This window comes from Paenibacillus sp. FSL H8-0282 (genome assembly GCF_037963825.1).
In the GTDB taxonomy this organism is placed as follows: Bacteria; Bacillota; Bacilli; order Paenibacillales; family Paenibacillaceae; genus Paenibacillus_AQ; species Paenibacillus_AQ odorifer.
In genome coordinates this window covers 1,124,504-1,147,048 of record NZ_CP150146.1, presented here as the reverse complement: position 1 = coordinate 1,147,048, position 22,545 = coordinate 1,124,504, and the positions used below count along the sequence as shown (strand labels likewise).

Below are 22,545 nucleotides of genomic sequence, written 5' to 3'. Positions count from 1 at the left end.
ATCTGTTCTATAATAATAAAATCCAAAGTTATCCATAAAGAGAGGGTTAGTGCAATGAAGGTCACGGTCACAGAATTTAACGAACAATGGAGTCTAATGTTCAACGAAGAAGCTCAGAAGATTAAAGATATCTTTGCTGATGCCCTCGTTGATATTCACCACATTGGCAGCACTTCTGTTTCCGGACTCAAAGCGAAACCAATCATAGATATAATGCCAGTAGTACGAAATATCGAAGCTGTAGATGAGTTCAACCAGCAAATGACAGCACTTGGTTATGAATGTATGGGTGAGTTCGGTATCAGTGGCAGAAGATATTTCAGAAAAGGCGGAAATAGCAGAACCCATCATGTTCATGTCTTCCAAATGGATAATAAGATAGATATCGGTCGTCATCTGGCTGTAAGAGACTACCTTCGATCATATCCGGAGGCGGTTAAACAGTACGGAGATTTAAAAGATACTCTTGCCAAACAATTCCCAGAGGATATTGGAGCTTATATAGACGGGAAAGAAGAATTTGTGGTTAATCTTGAAAAAACTGCATATGAGTGGTATTTAAATCAATAATCCTTATAAAAATAGCCCCTGCTGTTCATTTAGATCATCCTAAATGAACAGCAGGGACTACTTGTCTAAGAGCCTCTAATCCAAATCATAAATCGAGCCGACTTTCAGTCCGTACAGCTCATTATATATTTTCTCTGCAAAAGCATCAGTCATCCCTGCGATATAATCAATCACCATATGCTCCCAAGTCCAAATCGGCTTTGCCTGCTTCTGATCTTTCTCAAAGCGCTGCAGCCAATCCGATGGAATAATGGCTTTAGAGGTCTGTGGATCCAGAAATGCTCCCCATAGTCGGCGCAAAATCCACTCACTACGTTTCTGCAGCCGCTGCACACGCAAATCACGGATCATAGTGACCCATGCGAAGCTTTTCAACACACTGACGGTCCGCAGCATATCTTCATCTTCTTTTCCTTCCTTTATAAAGGTGACCTTCTTCCAGTCTCCATCTTGGATCACTCCCAAGCTTGCGACAAAGGTACTTACCCAATAAGCCTTAACTTCACGTCGAGTGCGGGAATAGTCGTTTTCACAGGTTGGCATTTTTTCCTTCCAAACCCGAAGAAATGAACTGAGCACTTCCTCGACCTTCGCGCGAATGCCTTCCTCTTCCCAGCCCTTCCAAAAGAAATCCTCGAGCGTGGTGATTTTCTCCACGATTAACCGTTGGATATAAGAATCATGCATAAAGTGTTCATGCACTTCAATCTTTCCGGCTTTAATCCCATCCTCCAGATCATGTGCAGAATAAGCGATATCGTCACAAAGGTCCATAAGCTGAGCCTCCAACGTTTTCTTACCTGCTGGTATTCCCCACTCTTTGCGGATCTCCGAAATATATCCCCATTCGTGCAGGTACATCCCCTTCTTCAGCGAGGTGCCGGGAAAAGGATACTTGTTTATGCCTAGCAGCACAGCATCCGACAGATTTAGGCCATCAATATTTTCACGCTTCTCCAGAAACATAATCAGCCGATAATTGTGGGCATTGCCTTCGAAATGCTCATAACGTTGCTTCATCTGCTCATGGATCAGCAGCCGATCCACACCCGTTGCGCCTGATTGCAGCGCAGCTTCGTTAGTTTTCTTTTCAATAAGCTGTTCCAAAATATTATCCAGCACTTCTTCCCCTTTATGTCCAAAGGGAGGATGGCCAAAATCATGAGCGATAGCTGCGCATTCCACTACCTCTGGATCGATAACAAGACCCGGATTCTCCGCCTTAGTGGTTTCCACTTCTGGATACGATCGCAGCAGACTTTTCGCCGCCTCACGGGCAATCTGCGCAACTTCAAGTGAGTGAGTCAGACGCGTACGGTAATAATCACCGGTCCCTGCTCCGAATACTTGTGATTTACCTTGTAGCCTACGGAAAGTAGGCGAATGAATCAGGCGTGAATAATCACGCTCATAAGCAGCTCTCGACGTTTCAAGGCGGGTAATCTCCGGATATTGCCGGTGTTCTCTTTTTTCAATAAGTGTCATATTCCCACCCCTAACCAAATGTCTGTATATAGTACTTCATTATAAGGCATTTTCATAACTATTTTCACATCAAAATACAAAAGCTAATTTAATTATAAACGGGCATGTCGATAACTATGTAATCATCAGAAGCCAAAATGAATCTCATAACCTGTACATGAAGGATAGTAGAAAGAAGAAAGAGCACGAAAAAAGACTGGTTGTCTTTACAAAACTTAAACTATGAATATACCGACCCCCAAAAGGAGCACTCTAAAATAAAAAAAACAGGTGAAATGATGAAAACTCGCAGCAAAATTATGATGATCACCCTTACACTCTTTTTATGCTTCACGAACTCTGCTCTAGGCAGTCCAAGCAAAAACCGCGACTACTACGAAAAAAGAGGAGACATGATTTGGGAAGTACATACTAACCAAAAAGTGATTGCATTGACGTTCGATGACGGTCCTGACCCTACTGAAACCGATCAAATCTTAAAGGTATTGAATCAATACCATGCGAAATGTACCTTTTTTGCGATAGGAAAAAGAATTGCAGCCTATCCAGAGGTAGCGAAACGAGTGATTGCTGAGGGGCATGAATTAGCTAACCATACCTACAATCACGTTTATTTTAAAAGACCTATTAATGAAGCCCAATTTGAGCAGGAGCTAAAATTGACCGAAGAAGAGATTATAAAAGTCTCCGGTAAACATAGTTCACTGTTCAGACCACCAGGCGGCATGTATGACGAGACCTTAGTAGATCTGTCTAACAATATGGGCTTGAAGCCCATATTATGGTCCTGGCATCAAGATACACGTGACTGGAATCGCCCAGGGGTATACAGTATTTCGAACAAGGTCATTCGAAATGCACGTAATGGAGACATCGTTCTGTTTCATGATCATGTGCACGGGCAGTCACAAACTAGAGAAGCGCTTAAAATTATTTTGCCCGAATTAGAAAAGAAAGGCTTTCGATTTGTCACTGTCTCTGAGTTGATCAAATTATCCAGTACACAACAGGCTGGGAAACAACAATAGCCTAATTGCACAGGACTTCAAAATAGGGTAGTCTTGTCCTAATATGAAGTTCTGGAGGCTTTTGTGATGTCCGATAATACATCCTATACGACAGAGGAAATTGCCCGCTTATTAAAAATATCAAAATTAAAAGTATATGATCTAATTAAAAAAGGGGAGCTCCCCTCCTACCGTGTAGGAAAACAAATGCGCGTGGATCAATCCGATTTGGAAGCCTACAAACAAAATACACGGAGTGGGGTGTCTACCGCTAACCCTACTACTATAATGGGCCAGACTCCACCAGCAATCCCCTTGGTCTTTTCCGGTACAAATCCAGCTCAAATGCCAGCACAATCTCCTCACCTTAAAGCTGTAGGACACAGCTTGGTGATTACAGGTCAGGATATGTCACTGGATATTCTAGCTACCTATTTAGAACGGGCTCTGCCTACTGAACGTCCTCTTCGTTCTTATGCCGGGAGTCTAGACAGCCTGATTGCCATGTATAAAGGGGAATCGGACATTGTCAGCACACATTTACTCGACGGGGATACTGGAGAATACAACCTACCCTATATCCGTAAAATACTCGTCGGATGTTCTTATGTTGTGGTTCGCCTGCTAACCCGAAGTGCTGGTTTATACGTACAAAAAGGGAATCCCAGAGGTATTCAGGAATGGTCTCACTTAGAGCAGGATGGACTCACGCTGATCAATAGAGAACGAGGCTCAGGTGCACGCGTATTATTGGATGAACAGCTTCGATTGCATGGCATTCCAGCAGCCACCCTATCAGGCTATATGAACGAGGAGAACAGCCATTTGGCAGTTGCCGGTAAAGTGGCCCGGGGAGAAGCTGATGTAGCCATCGGCACCGAGAAAGCCGCCAAGATTGTCGACGGCGTTGATTTTATTCCTATGATTCAGGAGTGCTACGACCTGGTGATGATAAAAAAACCGGAGCATGAGCAATGGATCGCTGCCGTGATTGATATTTTGCGTTCACCAGCCTTCCAGAGTGAGCTTGGATCCATTCACGGATATGATCTCACGGAAACTGGTACGATAATTTATGAGACTTAATGGTCGCAGACAGAAGAAGGAAGCACTCTGCAGAAGCGTTTAACTGTATTTCGTACAACTATATTACTTCGAACAACTAGCAAATTAGATATAACTGTATTTGGTACACCTATTTCTTTTGATTTACTACCCCATAGGCGTCTTTTCTAGTTTTAGTTGTATAGAATACAATTAAAACTAGAACGTTCCCTTATGCAGACCGAATAACTGGATAGAATGCAGTTAACTCACAGACTCCATCAAAATTTGGCGGTGCTAAAAGCTGCATCAAAGTCGCCGGGTTTCCACTTGCTCAGCATCCGCTCAACCGCCCGCTCCAAACCAAAAACACCAGACAGCAACTCTCCCATAACCGGAGAATCGCTGTCTGGTGTTTTTTTTAAGAACGCCGATTCACAAACATCAGCATAGCAGCTGAAATAACAATAATTGAGCATACCCACATCCACGCGAGCGTCATATTGCCTCCATCTACCGCAACATAGATCGCTGTGGGTAAGGTTTGCGTACGGCCCGGAATATTGCCAGCTACCATGATGGTAGCACCAAACTCCCCAAGACCGCGGGCAAAGCCAAGAACATAACCGGCTGCCAGCGACCGGCCCGCAAGCGGCAGCGTGACATAACGCAGTACCTGCAGTTCACTTGCCCCTTGTGCCCGCGCTGCATCTTCAAGATCTGCTTCTATCCCTTCGAAACCCGCCTTCACTGTGCGGTATACGAGTGGAAAAGCTACAACTACAGCAGCGATAACAGCTGCCCCCCATGTGAACAGGATCGTCTGCTCCGTCATCTGTTCATACCATCTGCCGATCCAGCTTCGTCGGCCTAAAATAACTAAAAGCACAAATCCTACGACCGTCGGCGGCAAAACGAGCGGAAGCAGCATTATAGTCTCTACCAAGCTGTGGCCGGGAAACTTCCGGCCTGCCATGGCCTTCGCAGCAGCTGTTGCCAAAATGAATACAATAATGCTGGTAATCACAGATATTTTTACGGAAAGCCATACCGGGGCGAAGAAATCAGTCCAATTTATTTCCAACCTTATTCCACCCGCTTCTACTCGTAATTTCTATTTAAGGAAGCAGGAAGCCATAACTTACAAAGATATCATTAGCTTCCTTGCTCTGAAGGTAACTATACAACTCCTTAGCTGCCTTTTGATTCTTCGAGCTCTTCACGATGCCTGCCGGATAATTAATGGCTTTGTGTACATGTGGACCGACCGTCAAAGCGATTTTAGTTTTCTTTGAAGTAAGCGCATCTGTCTTATAGACAAAACCGGCATCGGCATTTCCTGTTTCTACATAAGAGAGAACCTGACGCACATCCTTGGCAAATACAAGTTTGCTTTGCAGCGGATCCCATACCTTTTTCGCTGCCAGCGATTGCTGAGCATATTGACCCGCCGGCACAGATTCAGGCTGTCCTACTGCCACCTTCTTAAAAGCTTTATCCGTAAGCTGAGTAATTGTAGTTAATTTAACCTTTGAATCTGAGGGTACAACTACAACCAATTGATTCTTAAGCAGAACCTTATGATCGGAGACAAGTCCACCTTCCACCAGTGCATTCATCTGTTTATCACCTGCCGAGAAGAACAGATCCGCCGGCGCCCCTTGCTCAATCTGCTTTTGCAGAGTGCCACTTGCTGCATAATTAAAAACCAAATCAATATCGGGATGTTTCTTTTCATAAAGGAGAGCAATCTTATCCAGGCTGTCTTGCAAACTAGCCGCTGCGGAAACAATAATTTCGGTCTTCTTGGTGGCTGCTTGCACCTCTACACCTGAACCTGCAGATAAATTTACAACCAGAAGGATTGCCAATATCCCCATCACGGAGAGTGCCCATTTCTTAAACATTTCCATTCCTCCCAATTTCGTATGTATATATTTAGATGCTATTCTAGCATACAGTTTTTCGTTTTTCTACAACTACAGTTGTGTTTGGATATGTTTAGTTATATATTGTTATAATTAGACAATATATAACGATGATTTTGGCTTTTTGCACACAAAAAAGATGCCTTTGACGCCCCTAAATAGGGCTGCAAAGACACCACACGAATGATATTAATTCTTCACGTTAAAGCCCAGTACCGTCAACATAATGGATAATCCACTTCCCCAGGAATCTCACCCGGATTAATATATTCATTTTTAAGAATCAAATGAATCTTGAGAATACTTTTCTTCTATATAAAATTGAACAAAGGTCAAATTCGAGGATAAAAATAACCCTATAAATTATAATTATGTTATTTAATGTATGATGATATTATAAAAAGACTCACCAAACAAGAGAAATATTCTATAATTTTTGATTTGTAACAATATATGTAAACGAATATTTCATTTGAAGGTGAGAACCATCTTATTTATATTGTGATATCCATTTCTCCAACTGCTGCCTGAGCACTTCACGATAATATAACGGCTCTATGATTTCAGCATCCTCTTCGAATCTCTTAATCCAGCGGACAAACGCAATATCTTGTTCCAACGCGACTTTAAAATAACAACACCGAGCTTGACGGTCTACTTTATTCGGCTTATAGGGCAGATCCTCTCTCTTAAGCCCTTCCATGATTCGCTCCGAAAATTTCACTTTAAACTCTACCTGCAAACTATCGCGGTCAAGTGACCATTTTTTCTTCATAAAAGCTTGCAAATCAAATGATTCCTTTGAGAAGCAGCGGTTTAGTGGCTTCACGTTTGAAAAATCGTTGATATGATATGTACGAATAACACCCTGATGATGGCAAAATCCAATGAGATGATAACGATTTTCCAGTGGGACTAAACAATAAGGATCGATGGTTATTTCTTTCTCCTCCACCGCATTCTCACAATAATTCGCTTGAATACTCCTCTGCTTTAATAAAGCCTCCAATATAGGTGTTAAAAAAGATTGATGCTCCATCTGTGCACCGCTTCTTTCCAACCAGCTTGTACCTGCTTCTCTTCTTGCACGTTCTATCGTTTCTTCCCGCTCCGCCTTTCGCTTGTATTCAGCTGCAACTACTTTTTCATAAGCGCCTTCAAAATCGATAGGCAGAACGGGTTTAATATCTTCCATAATATAGCGTAGTTGCGAAAACGCAGACGCCTCTTCTTCCGACCAATCCAAAGGATAAAGTGCAAAATTGCCAATAAAAGCATAGCCTTTTCCATGTCCAAGGTGGGTTATAGGAATATGCATGGCGCTAAGCGCGTCCATATCCCGGTATATCGTTCTCTCGCTGTTGCCGCAGCGTTCCGCCAATTCACGGGCTAATATCCCTGGCTTGGCTTGAACAAGTGTAATAATGCGCATCAGTCGGATTAATCGGTCTGTCATATTCAGTTCCCCTTGATTTATGGTTAAATAGACCCATTATTTTATGAAAAAAAGTAATAGTGTGATAGAACTTTTTTACTATGTTACCACATTTTATATTACAATTCTTCTGATTATTTTCCGCCGAACCCGCTGACAAAACAAATTTATGTATAGGTCTTTTTTCGTCAATATGCATCTTCTAGTTGTATGTCCTATATCAATTTCCAGTAGCAGTTTTCCCCCGCTTCTGATACTCGAATCCAATCTGTTTATACAACATTTCGGCCTCTTTAAGTAGTAAAGGATCTCCAGAACGTACGGCTAGTAATAGTAATTTATCTGCGTGACGGCAAAGCATTTCATGAGCTTGACTATGTTGTCCTTCATTTTGCAACGTGGTTGCCTCCTCAATCGTTTCAGCTGTTTTTAACAATTCCAGATGTTTCTCTACGTGAAAGCAGCAGGTTTCACTCAGAACCTGAGTATGATGGGTGTATTCTAGCTCAAGAACCTTTACTGGAAGCTCTTGAACACGCTCTACGGTTGGCTTTTTATATTTCCACTGTAAGGAAAGAGCTTCATATCTACCTGCAATAGTAGTAGAGATATTGAATTCCAAAGCAATAAACTTTCGTTGCCCCGTTTTTATTTTGCCAAGCTTAAGAAGTAGCGATCTGCCCTCACCGACTTCAAACTCACACCCATACGAACGCTTAAAAGTTACATGGGGTTCAAGCCAAACCCGCAGCTCAATTTCACGCGCAACCACTTTATAACTGCTGGGTCGGCTGTGCTCTGCAGGTATATTCCCTTTCCATTCGACAAGCAAAATAACATTACGATTGCCGCCTGCAAAAATACGATTTTGACTCCATGTGAATACGGGATGAATACTTTCTATCATTATTTCCACCTCTTTCTTTTTTTGGGTCTTCTATTAATGTACCAATAATGGCGGACAACTCCATGTCATGGAATGTATGTTCGGTTCTATATTATCGACAAAAAAAGAGTCATTCTACATGCTTAGTAGACTGACTCTTGTAAAAACAACTCCTTTTGTCTATTTATGACGAAAATTTTATGTTTTTTTCTCATCGACTCCCTAATTTAGTCTGCATTCGCTCTCGCTTGAAAAATAGTCCCAGTGCCCATTTGGCACACCACAGAGAAAATATAAAAAACAGTGTGGCCCAAAATATAGCGGGTATGGGAGTCATTCTTGCCAGATTACTGGCATCTCCTGCACGGGACGGTGATACAGCAGCCGCGTATACCAAAAATAAACTTCCCATTACAGACTCCTCCAAGGTTAAAAAGGCCAATAACAAATAATAATATTTGCTGGCCGTCTTCCAAACCAGCAGCATTAGAATATTTAGCGCAATAAATCCGCCCAACCACATCATGCCAAAGCTTCCTCGCACGTATAGCAGGAGCATAATCAACGCCACACCCGTAGCTAAGATAAGGCCCCAATCATGGCGTCCCTTACTGTATAAATAGAAGAGCAGAAGTGCAAATAAGGAGGCTAGCAAATAACCCGAGAGGGAAACTAATATTGCCTTGCCCCCTTCTTGAATGGCTGAATAGGTTACACCGCTATGATCTGCGTATAATTCAATCCTCAGCACACTACCCGACAGTAGTAAGGTCATCAGAGCATGACCAAATTCATGAATCATCGTGTCTAAATTCCGAAACAAAGATGAAAATGGGATCAATCTAGTCAAAAAAGCAGATCCGATCAGAAGCAATATTGTTTTAAGCCATTTGTTCAATCGACAGCAGCCCCTTTCGTCCAAAGTATACGATAAATAGTACCTCTTCTCAATCGAGATAATCACGGACTGATCGTGTTTAATAATGAGTAAACGAAAACCTTAAGGAGGTAAAAATTACTTTCATTATAAGCATTACCAGTCCCATGGCGTACGCTGTCAGAAGCTGTCAAGCTGTGTTAAAATAAAAGAACTACAAGCCTAAATTGGGTGGTGATTATATAGATGAAACGACATAAATCCCGAGCATATCTACAGCTGTTATATTCGCTCCTGTTCTTGCTGACGCTTACTGTATGCCTGCCAGCTCCTGTAGCAAAAGCTAATATATTCAGTGATATCTATAATGGAGTTAAAAATTTCTCCGAGCTGCCAAACGAAGTGAATGAATTAAAGGAAGGTTTTCAGCAAACCGCTGAAGAGCTTCAGCAGGCAAAGGATAAGCTCGCGAATACCACGCAGGAGATAGAAGCTTACCGGATACAGAACGAAAGCCTACAAGAGCAGAATCGCCAACTAACGCAGATGGTTGATGAATTAAAAAATGACCGGACGGCACGCGAAGAATATTATCATAAAATCAAAGTGACTATTTTTACAGGGATTGGACTAATCCTAGGTTATTTTATACTGATACGTTTTATTCGTTTCAGCATGCTTTACCGTTCGCGAAAAGGCGACCGTCTGCGTTAGTCTTACGTATTCATTGAAGATCACAGTCACAGCATGAGGGAGATGAACTATGAACATCGATATCCAAGATGAAAGCGACAGTGGAAGCGGACAAGCCGTAGCCTTCTCCCTTGGGGAGAAAGAAGAGGTTCATATACTCCATCCACAACAAATTATCGCTTATCAAGGTCCTTCCTCAGGACGAGCGGACAGATTTATGGATGTGAAGGGCATATACCGCAAGCGAAAGTTGATTCGTTCCGATATGGCAGGTCCTTGCCATTTCGTCGCCGCCCTTCCACCAGGCTATCGCATAAAAATCCTGCAGCTCGATGGCAAAAGCGATCTGCTGTACGACTTTAAGCATCTCTTCTTCTACAGTATAGGTATTTCACTGGAGACCCGGGTGCTAAGCATGAAGAATGTGCTCGTTACACGGGATATTGTAAAGGTGAAATTCTCGGGCAATGGCATGATTGGCATACTGACGGAGGGTACGGTCTGTGAAGCTGTACTGCACCCGACCAACCCCCTTTATGTCGATGCAGGCAGCATTATTGCCTACCCTGAGAATGCCAAGCTGGAGCTCACCGTTTACGGCAACCATTTGGCTAGCCAGCATATGAGCTATCACTGGAAGATGACAGGTCACGGGCCTGTGCTGTTTCAGGCAGGACGTCAGAACCGCCGATTCGAAAGAGATAACAACGATGATGGAATTGTTAAACGATTTCTACGCGAGGTAGTTCCCTTCGGGGGTGTGTTTATTAAATAGTTGTGTTCAGTAGTAAAACAACAAAACAAAGAGCGCCATGCGTAGCCTATACGCAGGCGCTCTTTGTGGTTCTATCCTTTATAAGAATGTTGTCTTAGGCGATAAAAGCATTCAACATCCAAGCATGTTTCTCAATGCTGCTTCTAATACCAATCAGCAGATCCGCAGTGGGTTGATCAGCCAGTTCTTCTGCAGTAGCAATCGCAGCCTGCAGTTCTTTAGAAACAGTTGTAAAGTCTCTAACCAGCTCCATTACCATACCCTTGGCATCTTCGCCGCCACGAGCTTCCTGTAAATCGGAAAGCTCCAGATATTGTTTCATAGAGGAGGCAGGTTGTCCACCAATAGCAAGCAGGCGCTCAGCCAAATCATCTGCATAACCAGCAGCTTCATTGTAGAGTTCTTCAAACTTCTCATGCAGCGTGAAGAATTGGGATCCGCTAACATACCAGTGATAATGATGAAGCTTTACCCCAAGCAGGAACCAGTTCGCGGTCTGGCGGTTCAAAGCAGCGTGCAGTTCAGTTTGGCTCTTTAGTTGTGTAGTCATTAATAAAACCTCCTATGGTTAATTTATTATATTGTATTTAGACTCGTTCTAAATCTATATACAATTTAACACATCCTTTTGCTTTTTGCAACCACTCTGAAGATTTGCATGTTGCCGATTCTAGCATAACTTTTGTTATAACGCCTATTATCTCTGTCACACTCTGGATAACGTCCTCTTTCTAGACTTAAATCAAAGATATATTTTCCTCCGCCGTCTTCCCTTTCTGACTCCGGAAAAAAGCCCTCATCTCATCGCGTTTGCTCTTTGGACTTAAGACATATACAGTATCCCCTGGCTCAATGACGGTACTGCCATGGGGGGTGACAATGCTTTTATTCCGGATAATAGCAGTAAATAAGATATCATCTGGCAGTCCGATATCGGAGATTTTCTGCCCGGCAATGGGCATGTAAGGTTCAATTCCTATGTGGTTGAACTCGGAATCCGTCTTGCCAAGGGCGACCAGCTCCATCAGTGATGGCTGTGCTGAATCCTCTTGCCCCACCAGCTTCAACCGGGAAGCCAGCGGTGAAATGCTTGTTCCTTGAATCACTGCTGAGGTCAGCACGACGAAGAATACTACATTAAAGAACAGTCGGCCGTGGGGAAGATTAGCTAGCAGCGGATAGGTTGCCAGCACAATTGGAACGGCTCCGCGCAGGCCGGCCCAAGAAATTAGTGTTTTTTCACGAATAGAGAATCTGGAAAAGAGCAAGCTTATAAACACTCCTATTGGCCTTGCCACAACCATCAGAATGACGGACAGCAATATACCTTGCCAAGCCACCTCTGCCAGCTCCTGTGGAAATACCAGTAGACCCAGCAATATAAACATAAATATTTGCATCATCCAAGCAAAGCCATGACTAAAATTCATAATGGTTCGATGATACATCAGCTCGGAATTGCCAAGGGTAAGACCCATTACATAGACAGCCAGCAAGCCGCTGCTATGAACGAGTGCAGATAAGCCGTAGGTTAGGACAGCAAATCCAATTGCCAATACCGGGTAAAGTCCCGTAGAATCCAGGTTAATTCGATTGATAAGATATACTGCGACTTTACCAAGTACAATCCCTATCACCAAACCAACTGCCATCTCCCATATAAAGGACAGCACAAGTCCCCATATCGCCATATCCGGATGCTGAATCCATTCGATCAGCGATACTGTCAAAAATACCGCCATAGGATCGTTGCTGCCTGATTCCGCTTCGAGTGTCGAGGTCAGTCGTTTGTCAATATTCTTACCGCCTAATACCGAAAAGACCGCAGCAGCATCAGTCGAACCCACGATAGCTCCGAACAGAAAACTTTCTGCCCATGACACCTCAAGAATCAGCTTAGCGAACACCCCAACGATAGCTGTCGTTAACAATACGCCTACCGTGGATAAGGATAATGCCGGCCGAATAATAGGCTTGATATCCTTAATACTGGTCTGCATCCCACCTTCGAACAAGATAACAACCAGCGCAAAAATCCCAGCCATTTGTGTTAAGGAAGCATTGTTAAAAAAGATAAATTGACTCAGTACCATCCCCGCAGCAAGGAAAAGCACTAGAGCTGGCATTCCAAATTTAGTGGAGAATTTGGTGGAAAACACACCTACAAGTAAGAGAGCTGCCAGCAATAATATGATATTATCTGCAAGTTGGGTCACCGTTTATTCACTTCCCTTTCGCTTCTAGCTTAAAATATAAGCTTCCTTATTTATGTACGTTATTACCCTTATCCACCTCCTTTTGAGACATTGAATAATATAAGCAGGATTGAAGATTTCATCCGCTGGGGCTTATACTTAAAATAATTCCTTTCTACCCTACTCGTATTTACATATAAGGAGGCTGACTGTATATGCAATTGAGATTAATTAAACCTGCGGAGCTGGAGCAAGCCGCTCTTCTAGCCCATTCCATCTTTCGTAAAGCTGGAGACACTTCTATGAAAGAGCTGTTTCCGCTGATTTTCAGCCCTGGTTACACTCACTCTTATGCAGCCGTTGCCGAGGACGGTAACATCGCTGCTTTTATGGGATTGGTGCCCTCCACGATCTGCACTGGAGAAGCTTTCCTGAACGTGTTCTCCATCGGCGCGGTTTGCACAGATCCTGCTTATCGCGGCCAGGGACTAGCCGGTCAGCTTCTACAGCTATGCCAGACCCATGCTGCGAATGCCGGCGCATCGCTTATCTTTGTCTCGGGTGACCGCTCGCTGTATACCCGAGCGGGATGCGTACCGTTCGGCGGTACGCAATTTGCCGAGCTGAACGCAAGCTCGGCTCACGCACTTGCTGCCGCAGCAGGGGAAGAATGGACGCTGCGGCCCATGCAGCCGGGCGACTTCTTCGCCGTCAACCGGCTGCTGAATGAACGCGAAGCCGGACAGGTGTACAGTCCGGGTGAGCTGGCGCTGCTGCTGGGTGCCGAGGCTTACGCGGGTGTGCTGGGCTTGTCCCAGCGCACACTCGTAGCCGTGCGGGACGGCAGCATCGAGGGGTTCGCCGCGATGGCTGTGCCTGCGGCGGATGTGCCGGCGCCGAGCCCAGCGACGGCGGTGGAATGGGCCGGCCAGCCGCAAGCGGTAGCGGCGTTGCTGGCCAAGGCGGCTCTGTGCGGCGGTGTCGGCACGCTGCAAGTGCCTGTGCCGTGGCAGGAGCGCAGCCTGCTCGCGCTTCTGCGGGACGCCGGCGCCTCCTTAAGCGCCGGCGCGAACAGCGGGACGGTCTGCATCGCAGACCGGGAAGCGCTTTTGCGGCAGACGGAAGTATGCCGCAAGCGTAGCCTCGACTTGTCGTCTGTGGACGACAAGGAGCTGATCTCGCTGCTGTTTGATCCAGCGAGCCCGCTTCGCACCTCTGATTCCTTGGGGGAATCAGAGGCAATCCCTTTACCTTATATGTCAGGCCTCCATTTTATTTAAAGCACAAAAATAACCTCAGCGGGAGAAGGATCCCGCTGAGGTTATTTAGTATGCTCTATTAACAGTTATATAAATTCAAATAATTCTTATTCTCTGGAGTACACCTGTAGCTCTTGAATAGACCAATAATTCCCGCCGGCTCCGTTCTGCACAATTTTGACATACCTCGTCTTCACTTTAGAAAAGGATATCTTAGTAAGCTCTTTCGTACCTTTACCAGACGTGAGTTTTTTCCAGTTTTGAGCATCGTCAGAAATATAGACTACATAGTCTCTTGGATAATCAAACGGTGATAACGTGCTATCCAAATCTATTCTTTCAATTTCATGTGCTTCACCCAGATCAATCTGAAAATACTCACCGGAAACCTGATGTTTCCCCGTATCCCAGCGCGTGCGCCGATCCCCATCGATAGCCAGACTAGGAGCTGATGCTGCCGTATTCACATTTGAGGATACCTTCCATTTAGTACGATCCAGAGGAACCAGTCCAGTGGCTGTAATCTGAACTTTATCGGACAGTAAATTAGAGCCGGATACCCTTACCGCGTAGGTATATAACGTCCCTTCACGTAAATTATGATCCGTATATTCTGTAAGCTTCACATCGGTGGCCACCACCTTCATTTCCCCGCCGCTACCTTCAGCGCGAAGCAGCTCATAGCTTGCTCCTGGTGCCTCCAACCAATTTAATTTTACAGCTAAACCTTTTGTTGCTGCGGCTTTGAATCCTTTAGGTGCCGACGGCTTTACTTCAGAGGAAGGCTGCAAAATATACTGCACAGCCTCTCCTGGAGCAAGGGTCTCCGTAAAGGTTAACGTAGGAGTAGCCTTTTTACCTGTTACATAACTTCTTGCTTTTTCATACGTATCCCCGTTTCCAAAACGTTCCCCTTCATACACCCCGTTCTTCGGCATAGTCACATTTACACTCACAGTTTGTGGAGTAGACTCAAAGTTAACGAAATTAACCAGCACCTTATTTGAGGTCGCTCCACTTCCCGCAAGAGGCTTCAATGTAGAAGTATCCACGGCCCGAACATATACCAGCTTGTCGGCTAATACATCTTTGTTGGCAATTTGATAAGTTAGCGGAGCTCCATGTGTAGCATAGGCAAGACTGAGCCTTCTCATAATGCTGACACGTGAATCCTCATTTTCTTTTGTATAATAAATCTCTGTGGTCGCCGGATCATGCTCTTCTAAATTAAACCCGTATTTGAATAAACTGAAATCCTTAAAAAAAGCAGCATGCTGCACAAACATATCCGCATAACCAATATGTGCACGCATGATCCGGTCGAATACAGCCGCTGTCCGATCCGTTGCCCCGTATTGATAGGCATCCACATGACTGTCCGAGGTACCAAATTCAGTGGTCAGCATTTTTTTGCCGAGTCCATTGTCTGCGCCAGTGAAGGTCTTCAAATTCTCAGTAAAGCTTCCTCCATTACTAAAAATATAAGAGTCACCGTAGGAATGTCCATTGGTCAAATCCGTAACCTTCTCCAACTCCATACGTTGCTCTGGATCACGTTCCCAGCCATCCGGATCTCCACATTCCTTCCCAGTTCCCTTCTGATTACCACAGGAATCCTCACTGTAGCTCGGCCAATATGCCCAGCCCGGAGCAACAGTTTGTAAATGGGGCGCGATTTGCTTGCCCTTTTTATTCAGCCAGTCCGCAATTGCCAGGTTCACTGCCTTAGAACGATTGAATAATCCTGGCTCATTATCTACCTCATAATATTGAAAATAGGGGCTATATTGCTCAAAATAATCTGTCAGCTTTTTCTCCGCGTCAGCAGGCAACGATCCATCTGCCTTAAGCTTAATATCACCAGTATGCAAATACAAAGCAACCGCCTGCATGTTGTAATCCTGCAATACCTTGTAATATTCCATCATATCCGAGCAGGATCTCCCGACATCACTGGCACAGCTAGTACGCATCACATTCCCGCTATAAGCCATCCCTAGCCATTTGATAACATAAGGCAAGTGCGTAACTGCACCTTCATCGAAATAAAATTGTTTATTATTCACTACTGTTCCCGTCAGTGTATAGCTGCCATGGATAGGCTCAGAAATTGGAGCGTTAAGAGATTCTAAACGGAGATTATCCCAAGTCCACCAGGAATATTCGTCTTCTTTGTCACTGCAATATAAACAGCGAACCGTTTGCAGCTTCAATTCATTCGTTCCTATCTTTAATTGCTCCTTGGGAATATATAATTCATAGGTCTTTTGAAAGTTATATTCGCTTTCTGTGCCAGCAACGCCCGCAATTTGAATGATCCCCGACAATTGATGATTGGAGAACACACTCATTTGCGGCACGGATTTATAAGCATCCAGAATACCTACGCTAAATAAGACCCCATTCTCCGGGATCTTATTTAGCTGATAGGTGATTGTTAATTCCGGCTGGGTCTTTCCATTCAAGCCTGCAGGCAAGCTCTGCAGAGCCGATGATTTGAGCACCGAAGAAGTAACATTAAATTCCTTCTTGCTGCCAGAAGTGCCACTCGCAGCGAATTCAGCTGCTGAGCCATCATGTTGTCCCAGATTCCAGATCACAGTACCATCCGGTATTTCTGCTGCAGCATCAGTTCCTGCAGATAGTCTCGGTATATTGACACCTACCTTATAATCGTTTGTCCTATTTGTTCCGAAGACAGAGACAGACAACAGAAACAAGACGGTTAATGCGGCGAATTTTAGTAATAACAGTAATGGTTTGTTTGCAGATATCTTATTTTTTCTATTAGATATTCTCCTCGTTATTCCCATCCATAGGTCCTCTCTTTCTTCCGGAATGTCTTACCCTATCATTTCATTAGATTAAGGAAGGAACAATGCCCCTTGTGGAATTACCTGCTGCTTCTGGCTGGAACTCTCCCATAGCAAACGAAGATTGGCATCTCCTTCATTCTCATAATATTCAATTTGGATATCATAAAGCGTTCCGGCTGTGAGCGGGATACTTCCTTTATGAAGGGTTGCACTTTGATTTTTCCAATTGTCGATGATCAGCTTTCCGTCAATCCAGACACGGACTCCATCATCAGAGGATGCCGAAATCGTATATTTTTCACTGAATTTAGGTTTGAGTTTCCCTTTCCAGCGTACAGAAAAGTGATCTTCATTTATCTCTGAGGCAGGGGACCCACCATGCCAATTAAAATCAATCTTACGGTCATTGCGGATAAGTACCGCTTCTCCATCTAAATCAGTATTGTTATAGTATTCTCCAGTTAAACCCGTTAGGGTTACCGGAGTTACGGGTGCTATCGAAGGACCTCCTGTTGTGAGAACATAGTCCTCTCTCGATACTATAAATGAGTCTTTAAAAAAGCTTTTAATTGACTGTAGCGTATTATTTTCTGTCAGTAATTTTCCCCAGGTCATCATATAGACCCATTTATTTTGTTTCTCAGTTAATACATCCGGGTTCGGCAATTGCCCACTCTCCCCGATTCCGATAGGTTTACCCTCGGCCAATGCGAGCAGATCCTCATAGTAGGACTGTTTATAATCGTTATTGTAGATATCCGCAGCCAGAACATCGAGTTTATCCCCACCGGGATAATATGCAGCATATGGATCTGACCATTCATTCGGTGCATTCGGATTCCACACCCACAGTAGATTATTTAGCTTGTGTGTGTTTACAAAACGATCATAGACAATACTCCACAGCTCTGAAAAATTGTCCTTTTTCCCCCACCAAAACCAACCACCATTCATTTCATGGTAAGGTCGCCATAAGACCGGCACTCCGGCATCACGCAGCTGACCCAAATATCCAGCAACCTCGTCTAGATCTGAAATTAGCCTCTTATACTGAGCTGTCCCAGGTGTAACATAAGCATTAAATTTCTCTTGACTGAGACTTCTGTTTACATTGGACCATTCTGCTGAGGTTCCCGGTAAGCTCTGATGGAAGGTCATGGCTACAATGCCACCCTCTTGATGCCATTCAATTGCACTGTCTATAACAGCTTGCCGCTGTTCTGCGATCGTCCCTTCGGATTGATTATTAATCGCCCCTAATTCATAACCATGTAGAACGGCATTTTGTCCCGAAGTATTCTTCAGCTTATGAACCAGTTCATCTGGACTTTCTAGATAATCATGCTGGCCGGACAAGATCCCTTTGCCACGTAGATTCACCAAATTACTCAGCAGTTGCTTGGCTTCTTCAGAAGCCGAAGGATTGCTTGGTATAGCCGGAGGTAGAGAGGAAGAAACACTCATAGCCTTCGGAAGACTTTTAACCTCTCCCCAAGGCAGCAAGGAAAAAATAATAAACACCGGTAACATAGTAAACAACAATCTGTTTTTCTTATAATATTTACGCAAATAAATCCTCCTTTCGGTAGCTGTACTGCCTCCACAGGTGTTAAAAACATACCTGTTATCGGACAATCGTCTTCTGACCTAATGAGGACTATAGCTTAGTAGCTCTGCAATAACGCAGAGCCACTAAGGATCGACCTTTAATTTTCATCAATCAGGAGACATCCGGAAGAAAAAGTGCACTTGCTGGAACTGTCTCTTTAGCTTGACTAGCACTTTCCCACATCAAGCGGACTCTCGCATCGCCTTCATTCTCGTAATACTCCACCTTGATATCATATAGCTGGCCAGCCTTCAGCGTTATAATGCCCTTACGCTCAGTACCACTTTGCTTAGTCCAACTATCAATCACGGATTCCCCATTCACCCAGACACGGATACCATCATCTGAGGTAGTGTAAAATGTATATTGCTCATTATATAATGACTTAATTTTACCGCTCCAACGTATGGAGAACCGATCAATCCCGAGGGCGGCATCCGGCGAGCCTTGCCGCCAATTGAAATCGATTATTGCATCAGTTCTGTTAAGAGCTGCTGCTCCCGACAATTGCATGTTGTTGTAATACTCTCCTGCAAGCCCCTTCGCGAGAGGAATTGCTGCCTCCCCCTCTTCTTCAGAAGGTGCCGGCGCTGGTGCGGCGCTAGGTGTCGGTGCCAGACCAGTATTTAATTTATCTCTGGTCAGGGTATAGTTGCTATTCATAAATGTTTTGATTGTGTCTGCACTGTTATTCTCGTAAAGCATTTTTCCCCAGCTCATCATATACGTCCATTTACTTTGCGATTGCTGAAGCTTCTCCAGATTAGGCATTTCACCATTTTCCCCGATCGCAATCGGTTTGCCTGCGGCTAGACTCAATAAGCTGTCATAGTATTTTTGCTGGTAATCATTTTCGTATATATCTGCTGCCAGAATATCTACTTTATCAGCACCTGGATAAGTTAGCGCATAAGGATCTGACCAAACATTGGGAGCATTCGGACTCCACACCCATAACAAATTATTTAATTTATGAACGTTAACAAAACGGTCATACATAATATTCCATAGTTTAGAAAAGTTATTTTTCTTCCCCCACCAGAACCAGTTCCCGTTCATTTCATGATAGGGTCTCCAAAGCACCGGAACATTGGCATCGCGCAAGCTTTTTAAAGAGACGGCCACCTTATCAAGCTCAGCGATCAGATTGTTATATTGCTTGGTACCCGGTGTAACGTAACTATCGAACTCACTCTGGCTAAGTGTTTTTTTCACATTATCCCAGTCATAAGAGGTGCCCGGCAGGTTAGCATGAAAAGTCATAGCTACGATCCCGCCCGCTTTATTCCAGTTGATGGCGCTGTTCACCACATTTTGACGTTGCCAAGCCATCGTTGCTTCGGACTGGCCACTGATCGCACCCATTTCATAACCGTGAAGAGCCGCATATTGTCCGCTGGTTCCCTTCAGCATATTGTTAATTTCATCTGGACTTTCTAAATAGTCATGTTGACCGGCAATAATACCTTTTCCTGAGATCGAGTAAAAATAGTTAAGCAGCTTTACGGCTTCAGGTGAGGCACCTGGGGTAACTGGCGTTCCAGAATTTGAAGCAGCTATGACAACAGACGGCGAAATTCCAACAGCAAGCGGAAGTGCAGTCAGAAACAGGACGAGTGACAGAAATGCACCAAACAATCGATACGTACGGTAAGCTTTCAAAATAATCTCCCTTTCGGTAGCCAGGCTGCCACTCTTTCGAAGGCCCTATAGCTTTGCGTCCCTACCTTTCGATAGGTTTGCCTTTTCAATTTAAGAGAAATAATCTCTCTTACCGTAAGTATCGACGACAATTAATGATATATTTAGTGTTTTTATGACTTTTTTTGATAATTGAGTCAATTTACCTGTTTCAAGAAATTTTGAATTGGTTAAATAGATAGGTTAGACCTATGAAATGAATTGTTGTAGTTCTATATCATTCCAGTCTAAAGTAATACGTATGTTATCTTCTTCTACTAATTCAGACCCCGTCTGTACCTCTATAAACTCAACATCCGTCAAAGCAAGGATCGCGTGCTTCGTTCCTTCCGGTATACGTACCACGTCCCCAGCCTTCACATTATGTTTTTTCTCATTCAGCACAATACTTGCTTCGCCGCTGACGATTGTCCAAATTTCACTACGCTTGCGATGTAATTGATAGCTGATATTATTCCCCTCGGATATAAAAATCCGTTTGGTCAGCACTTCATTGCCTTCATCATATTTCACATAATCAATAACTTTGTAATGACCCCAACGGCGTTCCTCGTACATCGGTCTTTGTTCAAAGGTCTTCAGCACTTCTTTAATCCGTGGGCTCTCAGCTTTATGGGTAACTAGAATCCCATCCGGGCTAGCCGCAATGATCAGATCCTTCGCACCAATTACCGTAATCGGAATGTCCAGCTCATTAATCAAGCAAGTCCCCTCAGAATCCGCCGTCACAAAACCTTTTCCTACATGCTTGCTGCTCATTTCCTCTGTCAGCGTATTCCACGTTCCAAGATCCTTCCAGAATCCATCATACGGCTGCACCACAATATGTTTTTCTTTCTCCACCACTTCATAATCAAAGCTGATGGAAGACAATAGCTTATACTGCTTCTGCAATTCTTCATATCCTAAAGGCAACCCTTTACGCTGCAAAATATCTAACAAGTACCCTAAGCGGAAGGCAAACACTCCGCAATTCCACAAGGCATTTTGTTCGATGAGCTGTTCTGCTTGTATGCGGTCTGGTTTCTCTTGAAAGTGACTCACCTTCATAAAACCATTTTCCCCCGCCTCTTCGGTGGTAGGAATAATATATCCGTATTTCTCTGAGGCATGTTCAGGAACAACACCCATTAGAGCCAGATTTGCTCCACTTTCCAGCATGGTCTCCTCAAGCATAGCTATGGTATCGAAAAAGGATGCTTCTACATAAGGGTCAACAGGCAATATTGCTACCGTCTCCGCTGGAGAAACACCTGCCACTGAATAAAGATAGGTAGCTGTTAAGGCGATAGCCGGAAAAGTATCCCGACGCTCCGGTTCAACGATAATCGGCACATGACTTCCCAGTTGGCTTTGTATCATTTCTACTTGGCCGCGGCCGGTGGCCAGATAAGATGATTCTGCCATCCCTGCTTCCTCCAACTGTCTCCAGACACGTTGTACCATGGATTCTGGTTCACCTTGAGGGCTTTCAAGTACCTTTAGAAATTGCTTTGAACGTGAGTCGTTGGACAACGGCCATAACCGTTTACCTGAACCGCCTGATAGAAGTACCATTTTCATAGAATGAACCCTCCTTGAATTATGGAAATCGAGCATATTTGAATTGTTATCAAAACGTCAGCTTCCACTTAGCCTTATTTCGAGCGGATGCACTAAAAAAATTTGTTAGGTAGAAACCACTCCAAGGGATTTTGGACTTCCGATCGCTGTTATCCTCAGATTTCCTTATTGAACCGCTTCTAGCGGTAGAAATCCGAGGATAGCATATGCTTTCGAAGCTAGCTTTCCTACGGAAATCTTTCGGGCGAACACTCCGTTTCTACAGTTCCAAATTCCCTTTCCGTTCTTCACCTAACCAACTTCTTCTTAATACTTGATCCGTGCGTACCGGGCTGTTCCAGCCGGAAGCAAGCACGTTTTTCTAAAGATTTGCTTCTGCTCCGGGGGAGGCAGCTGCAACTGCAAGAACTGTAAGAACAACTGCAAGAACAACTGCAAGAACAACTGCAACTACAAGAGCAAGACTAATTGCCACCACAGAGACAGAGACAATGACAATGACAACTACAAATGCTACTGCTACTGCGGTATATAATCAGAGTACCTAACTTTATAAATTGCTTAGAAACTTAAGATAAGGGAACGGAGTGACGGAGGGGAATTTTGGAACTGTAAGAGCGATAGCGTCCGCCTTTGTCTGCGGATTTCTACCGCTATTAGCGGTTAGAATCAGGAAATCTGCAGACAACAGCGGCTGGAAGT

At 44.1% G+C, this 22,545-nt stretch carries 18 protein-coding genes and 1 riboswitch; of the genes, 6 read left to right on the top strand and 12 right to left on the bottom strand.

Going from position 1 to position 22,545, the window contains the following annotated elements:
• The first annotated feature begins 54 nt into the window (after window positions 1-54).
• Complete coding sequence (locus NST94_RS04890; RefSeq protein WP_076279904.1) at window positions 55-570, top strand: GrpB family protein; 516 nt, start codon at window positions 55-57, stop codon at window positions 568-570.
• Between the two features lie 75 nt (window positions 571-645).
• On the opposite strand, the gene dgt is transcribed toward NST94_RS04890, so the two are convergent.
• Window positions 646-2,055, bottom strand: a complete 1,410-nt coding sequence (dgt, locus tag NST94_RS04885; protein WP_038568916.1) for a dGTP triphosphohydrolase — start codon at window positions 2,053-2,055, stop codon at window positions 646-648.
• A 278-nt stretch (window positions 2,056-2,333) separates the two neighbouring features.
• Here dgt and NST94_RS04880 point away from each other — a divergent pair, with 278 nt between their 5' ends.
• Window positions 2,334-3,083, top strand: a complete 750-nt coding sequence (locus NST94_RS04880) for a polysaccharide deacetylase family protein (protein WP_076129284.1) — start codon at window positions 2,334-2,336, stop codon at window positions 3,081-3,083.
• Between the two features lie 66 nt (window positions 3,084-3,149).
• On the top strand, window positions 3,150-4,148 hold the full coding sequence (locus NST94_RS04875) for a helix-turn-helix transcriptional regulator (protein ID WP_339281735.1): 999 nt from the start codon (window positions 3,150-3,152) through the stop codon (window positions 4,146-4,148).
• 379 nt (window positions 4,149-4,527) lie between these two features.
• On the opposite strand, the gene modB is transcribed toward NST94_RS04875, so the two are convergent.
• From modB to NST94_RS04850, 5 genes are all read right to left on the bottom strand, one after another.
• Window positions 4,528-5,184 (bottom strand): molybdate ABC transporter permease subunit, encoded by a 657-nt coding sequence (gene modB / locus NST94_RS04870; RefSeq protein ID WP_172628881.1) that lies wholly within the window; start codon window positions 5,182-5,184, stop codon window positions 4,528-4,530.
• 40 nt (window positions 5,185-5,224) lie between these two features.
• Entirely contained in the window at window positions 5,225-6,013 is a 789-nt protein-coding gene (modA, locus tag NST94_RS04865) for a molybdate ABC transporter substrate-binding protein (RefSeq protein ID WP_076185041.1), read from the bottom strand.
• 511 nt (window positions 6,014-6,524) lie between these two features.
• Window positions 6,525-7,490 carry a WYL domain-containing protein gene (locus NST94_RS04860; protein WP_280753490.1) on the bottom strand — a complete coding sequence of 322 codons (966 nt, stop codon included), beginning with the start codon at window positions 7,488-7,490 and terminating at the stop codon, window positions 6,525-6,527.
• Between the two features lie 199 nt (window positions 7,491-7,689).
• Window positions 7,690-8,376, bottom strand: coding sequence for a hypothetical protein (locus NST94_RS04855; RefSeq protein WP_248547913.1), 687 nt, complete (start codon window positions 8,374-8,376; stop codon window positions 7,690-7,692).
• Window positions 8,377-8,566: 190 nt separating this feature from the next.
• Window positions 8,567-9,253, bottom strand: a complete 687-nt coding sequence (locus NST94_RS04850) for a M50 family metallopeptidase (protein WP_248547914.1) — start codon at window positions 9,251-9,253, stop codon at window positions 8,567-8,569.
• 225 nt (window positions 9,254-9,478) lie between these two features.
• Here NST94_RS04850 and NST94_RS04845 point away from each other — a divergent pair, with 225 nt between their 5' ends.
• Both NST94_RS04845 and NST94_RS04840 read left to right on the top strand, forming a co-directional pair.
• Window positions 9,479-9,946: a hypothetical protein gene (locus NST94_RS04845; protein ID WP_076304990.1), complete on the top strand. Its 468-nt coding sequence runs from the start codon at window positions 9,479-9,481 to the stop codon at window positions 9,944-9,946.
• A gap of 49 nt (window positions 9,947-9,995) precedes the next feature.
• Window positions 9,996-10,700 carry an AIM24 family protein gene (locus NST94_RS04840; protein ID WP_076185036.1) on the top strand — a complete coding sequence of 235 codons (705 nt, stop codon included), beginning with the start codon at window positions 9,996-9,998 and terminating at the stop codon, window positions 10,698-10,700.
• Between the two features lie 94 nt (window positions 10,701-10,794).
• On the opposite strand, the gene NST94_RS04835 is transcribed toward NST94_RS04840, so the two are convergent.
• Window positions 10,795-11,250 carry a Dps family protein gene (locus NST94_RS04835; RefSeq protein WP_076129259.1) on the bottom strand — a complete coding sequence of 152 codons (456 nt, stop codon included), beginning with the start codon at window positions 11,248-11,250 and terminating at the stop codon, window positions 10,795-10,797.
• A 187-nt stretch (window positions 11,251-11,437) separates the two neighbouring features.
• Window positions 11,438-12,916, bottom strand: coding sequence for a potassium/proton antiporter (locus tag NST94_RS04830; RefSeq protein ID WP_076137164.1), 1,479 nt, complete (start codon window positions 12,914-12,916; stop codon window positions 11,438-11,440).
• Between the two features lie 194 nt (window positions 12,917-13,110).
• Between NST94_RS04830 and NST94_RS04825 the strand changes: the two genes are divergently transcribed.
• Window positions 13,111-14,175: a GNAT family N-acetyltransferase gene (locus tag NST94_RS04825; protein WP_339281734.1), complete on the top strand. Its 1,065-nt coding sequence runs from the start codon at window positions 13,111-13,113 to the stop codon at window positions 14,173-14,175.
• An 86-nt stretch (window positions 14,176-14,261) separates the two neighbouring features.
• Here NST94_RS04825 and NST94_RS04820 read toward each other — a convergent pair whose 3' ends face one another.
• The 4 genes from NST94_RS04820 to NST94_RS04805 all read right to left on the bottom strand — a co-directional run bounded on the left by NST94_RS04820 (window position 14,262) and on the right by NST94_RS04805 (window position 21,843).
• Window positions 14,262-16,967 (bottom strand): discoidin domain-containing protein, encoded by a 2,706-nt coding sequence (locus NST94_RS04820; protein WP_339281733.1) that lies wholly within the window; start codon window positions 16,965-16,967, stop codon window positions 14,262-14,264.
• Window positions 16,968-17,018: 51 nt separating this feature from the next.
• The gene (locus tag NST94_RS04815) at window positions 17,019-18,539 is read right to left on the bottom strand and encodes a glycosyl hydrolase (protein ID WP_339281732.1); all 1,521 of its coding nucleotides are present in this window, start codon (window positions 18,537-18,539) and stop codon (window positions 17,019-17,021) included.
• A 151-nt stretch (window positions 18,540-18,690) separates the two neighbouring features.
• Window positions 18,691-20,241, bottom strand: a complete 1,551-nt coding sequence (locus NST94_RS04810; protein WP_081383414.1) for a glycosyl hydrolase — start codon at window positions 20,239-20,241, stop codon at window positions 18,691-18,693.
• Window positions 20,242-20,253: 12 nt separating this feature from the next.
• A riboswitch (cyclic di-GMP riboswitch) is annotated at window positions 20,254-20,333 on the bottom strand.
• A gap of 136 nt (window positions 20,334-20,469) precedes the next feature.
• The gene (locus NST94_RS04805; protein ID WP_076185033.1) at window positions 20,470-21,843 is read right to left on the bottom strand and encodes a sugar phosphate nucleotidyltransferase; all 1,374 of its coding nucleotides are present in this window, start codon (window positions 21,841-21,843) and stop codon (window positions 20,470-20,472) included.
• Window positions 21,844-22,545: the final 702 nt, after the last annotated feature.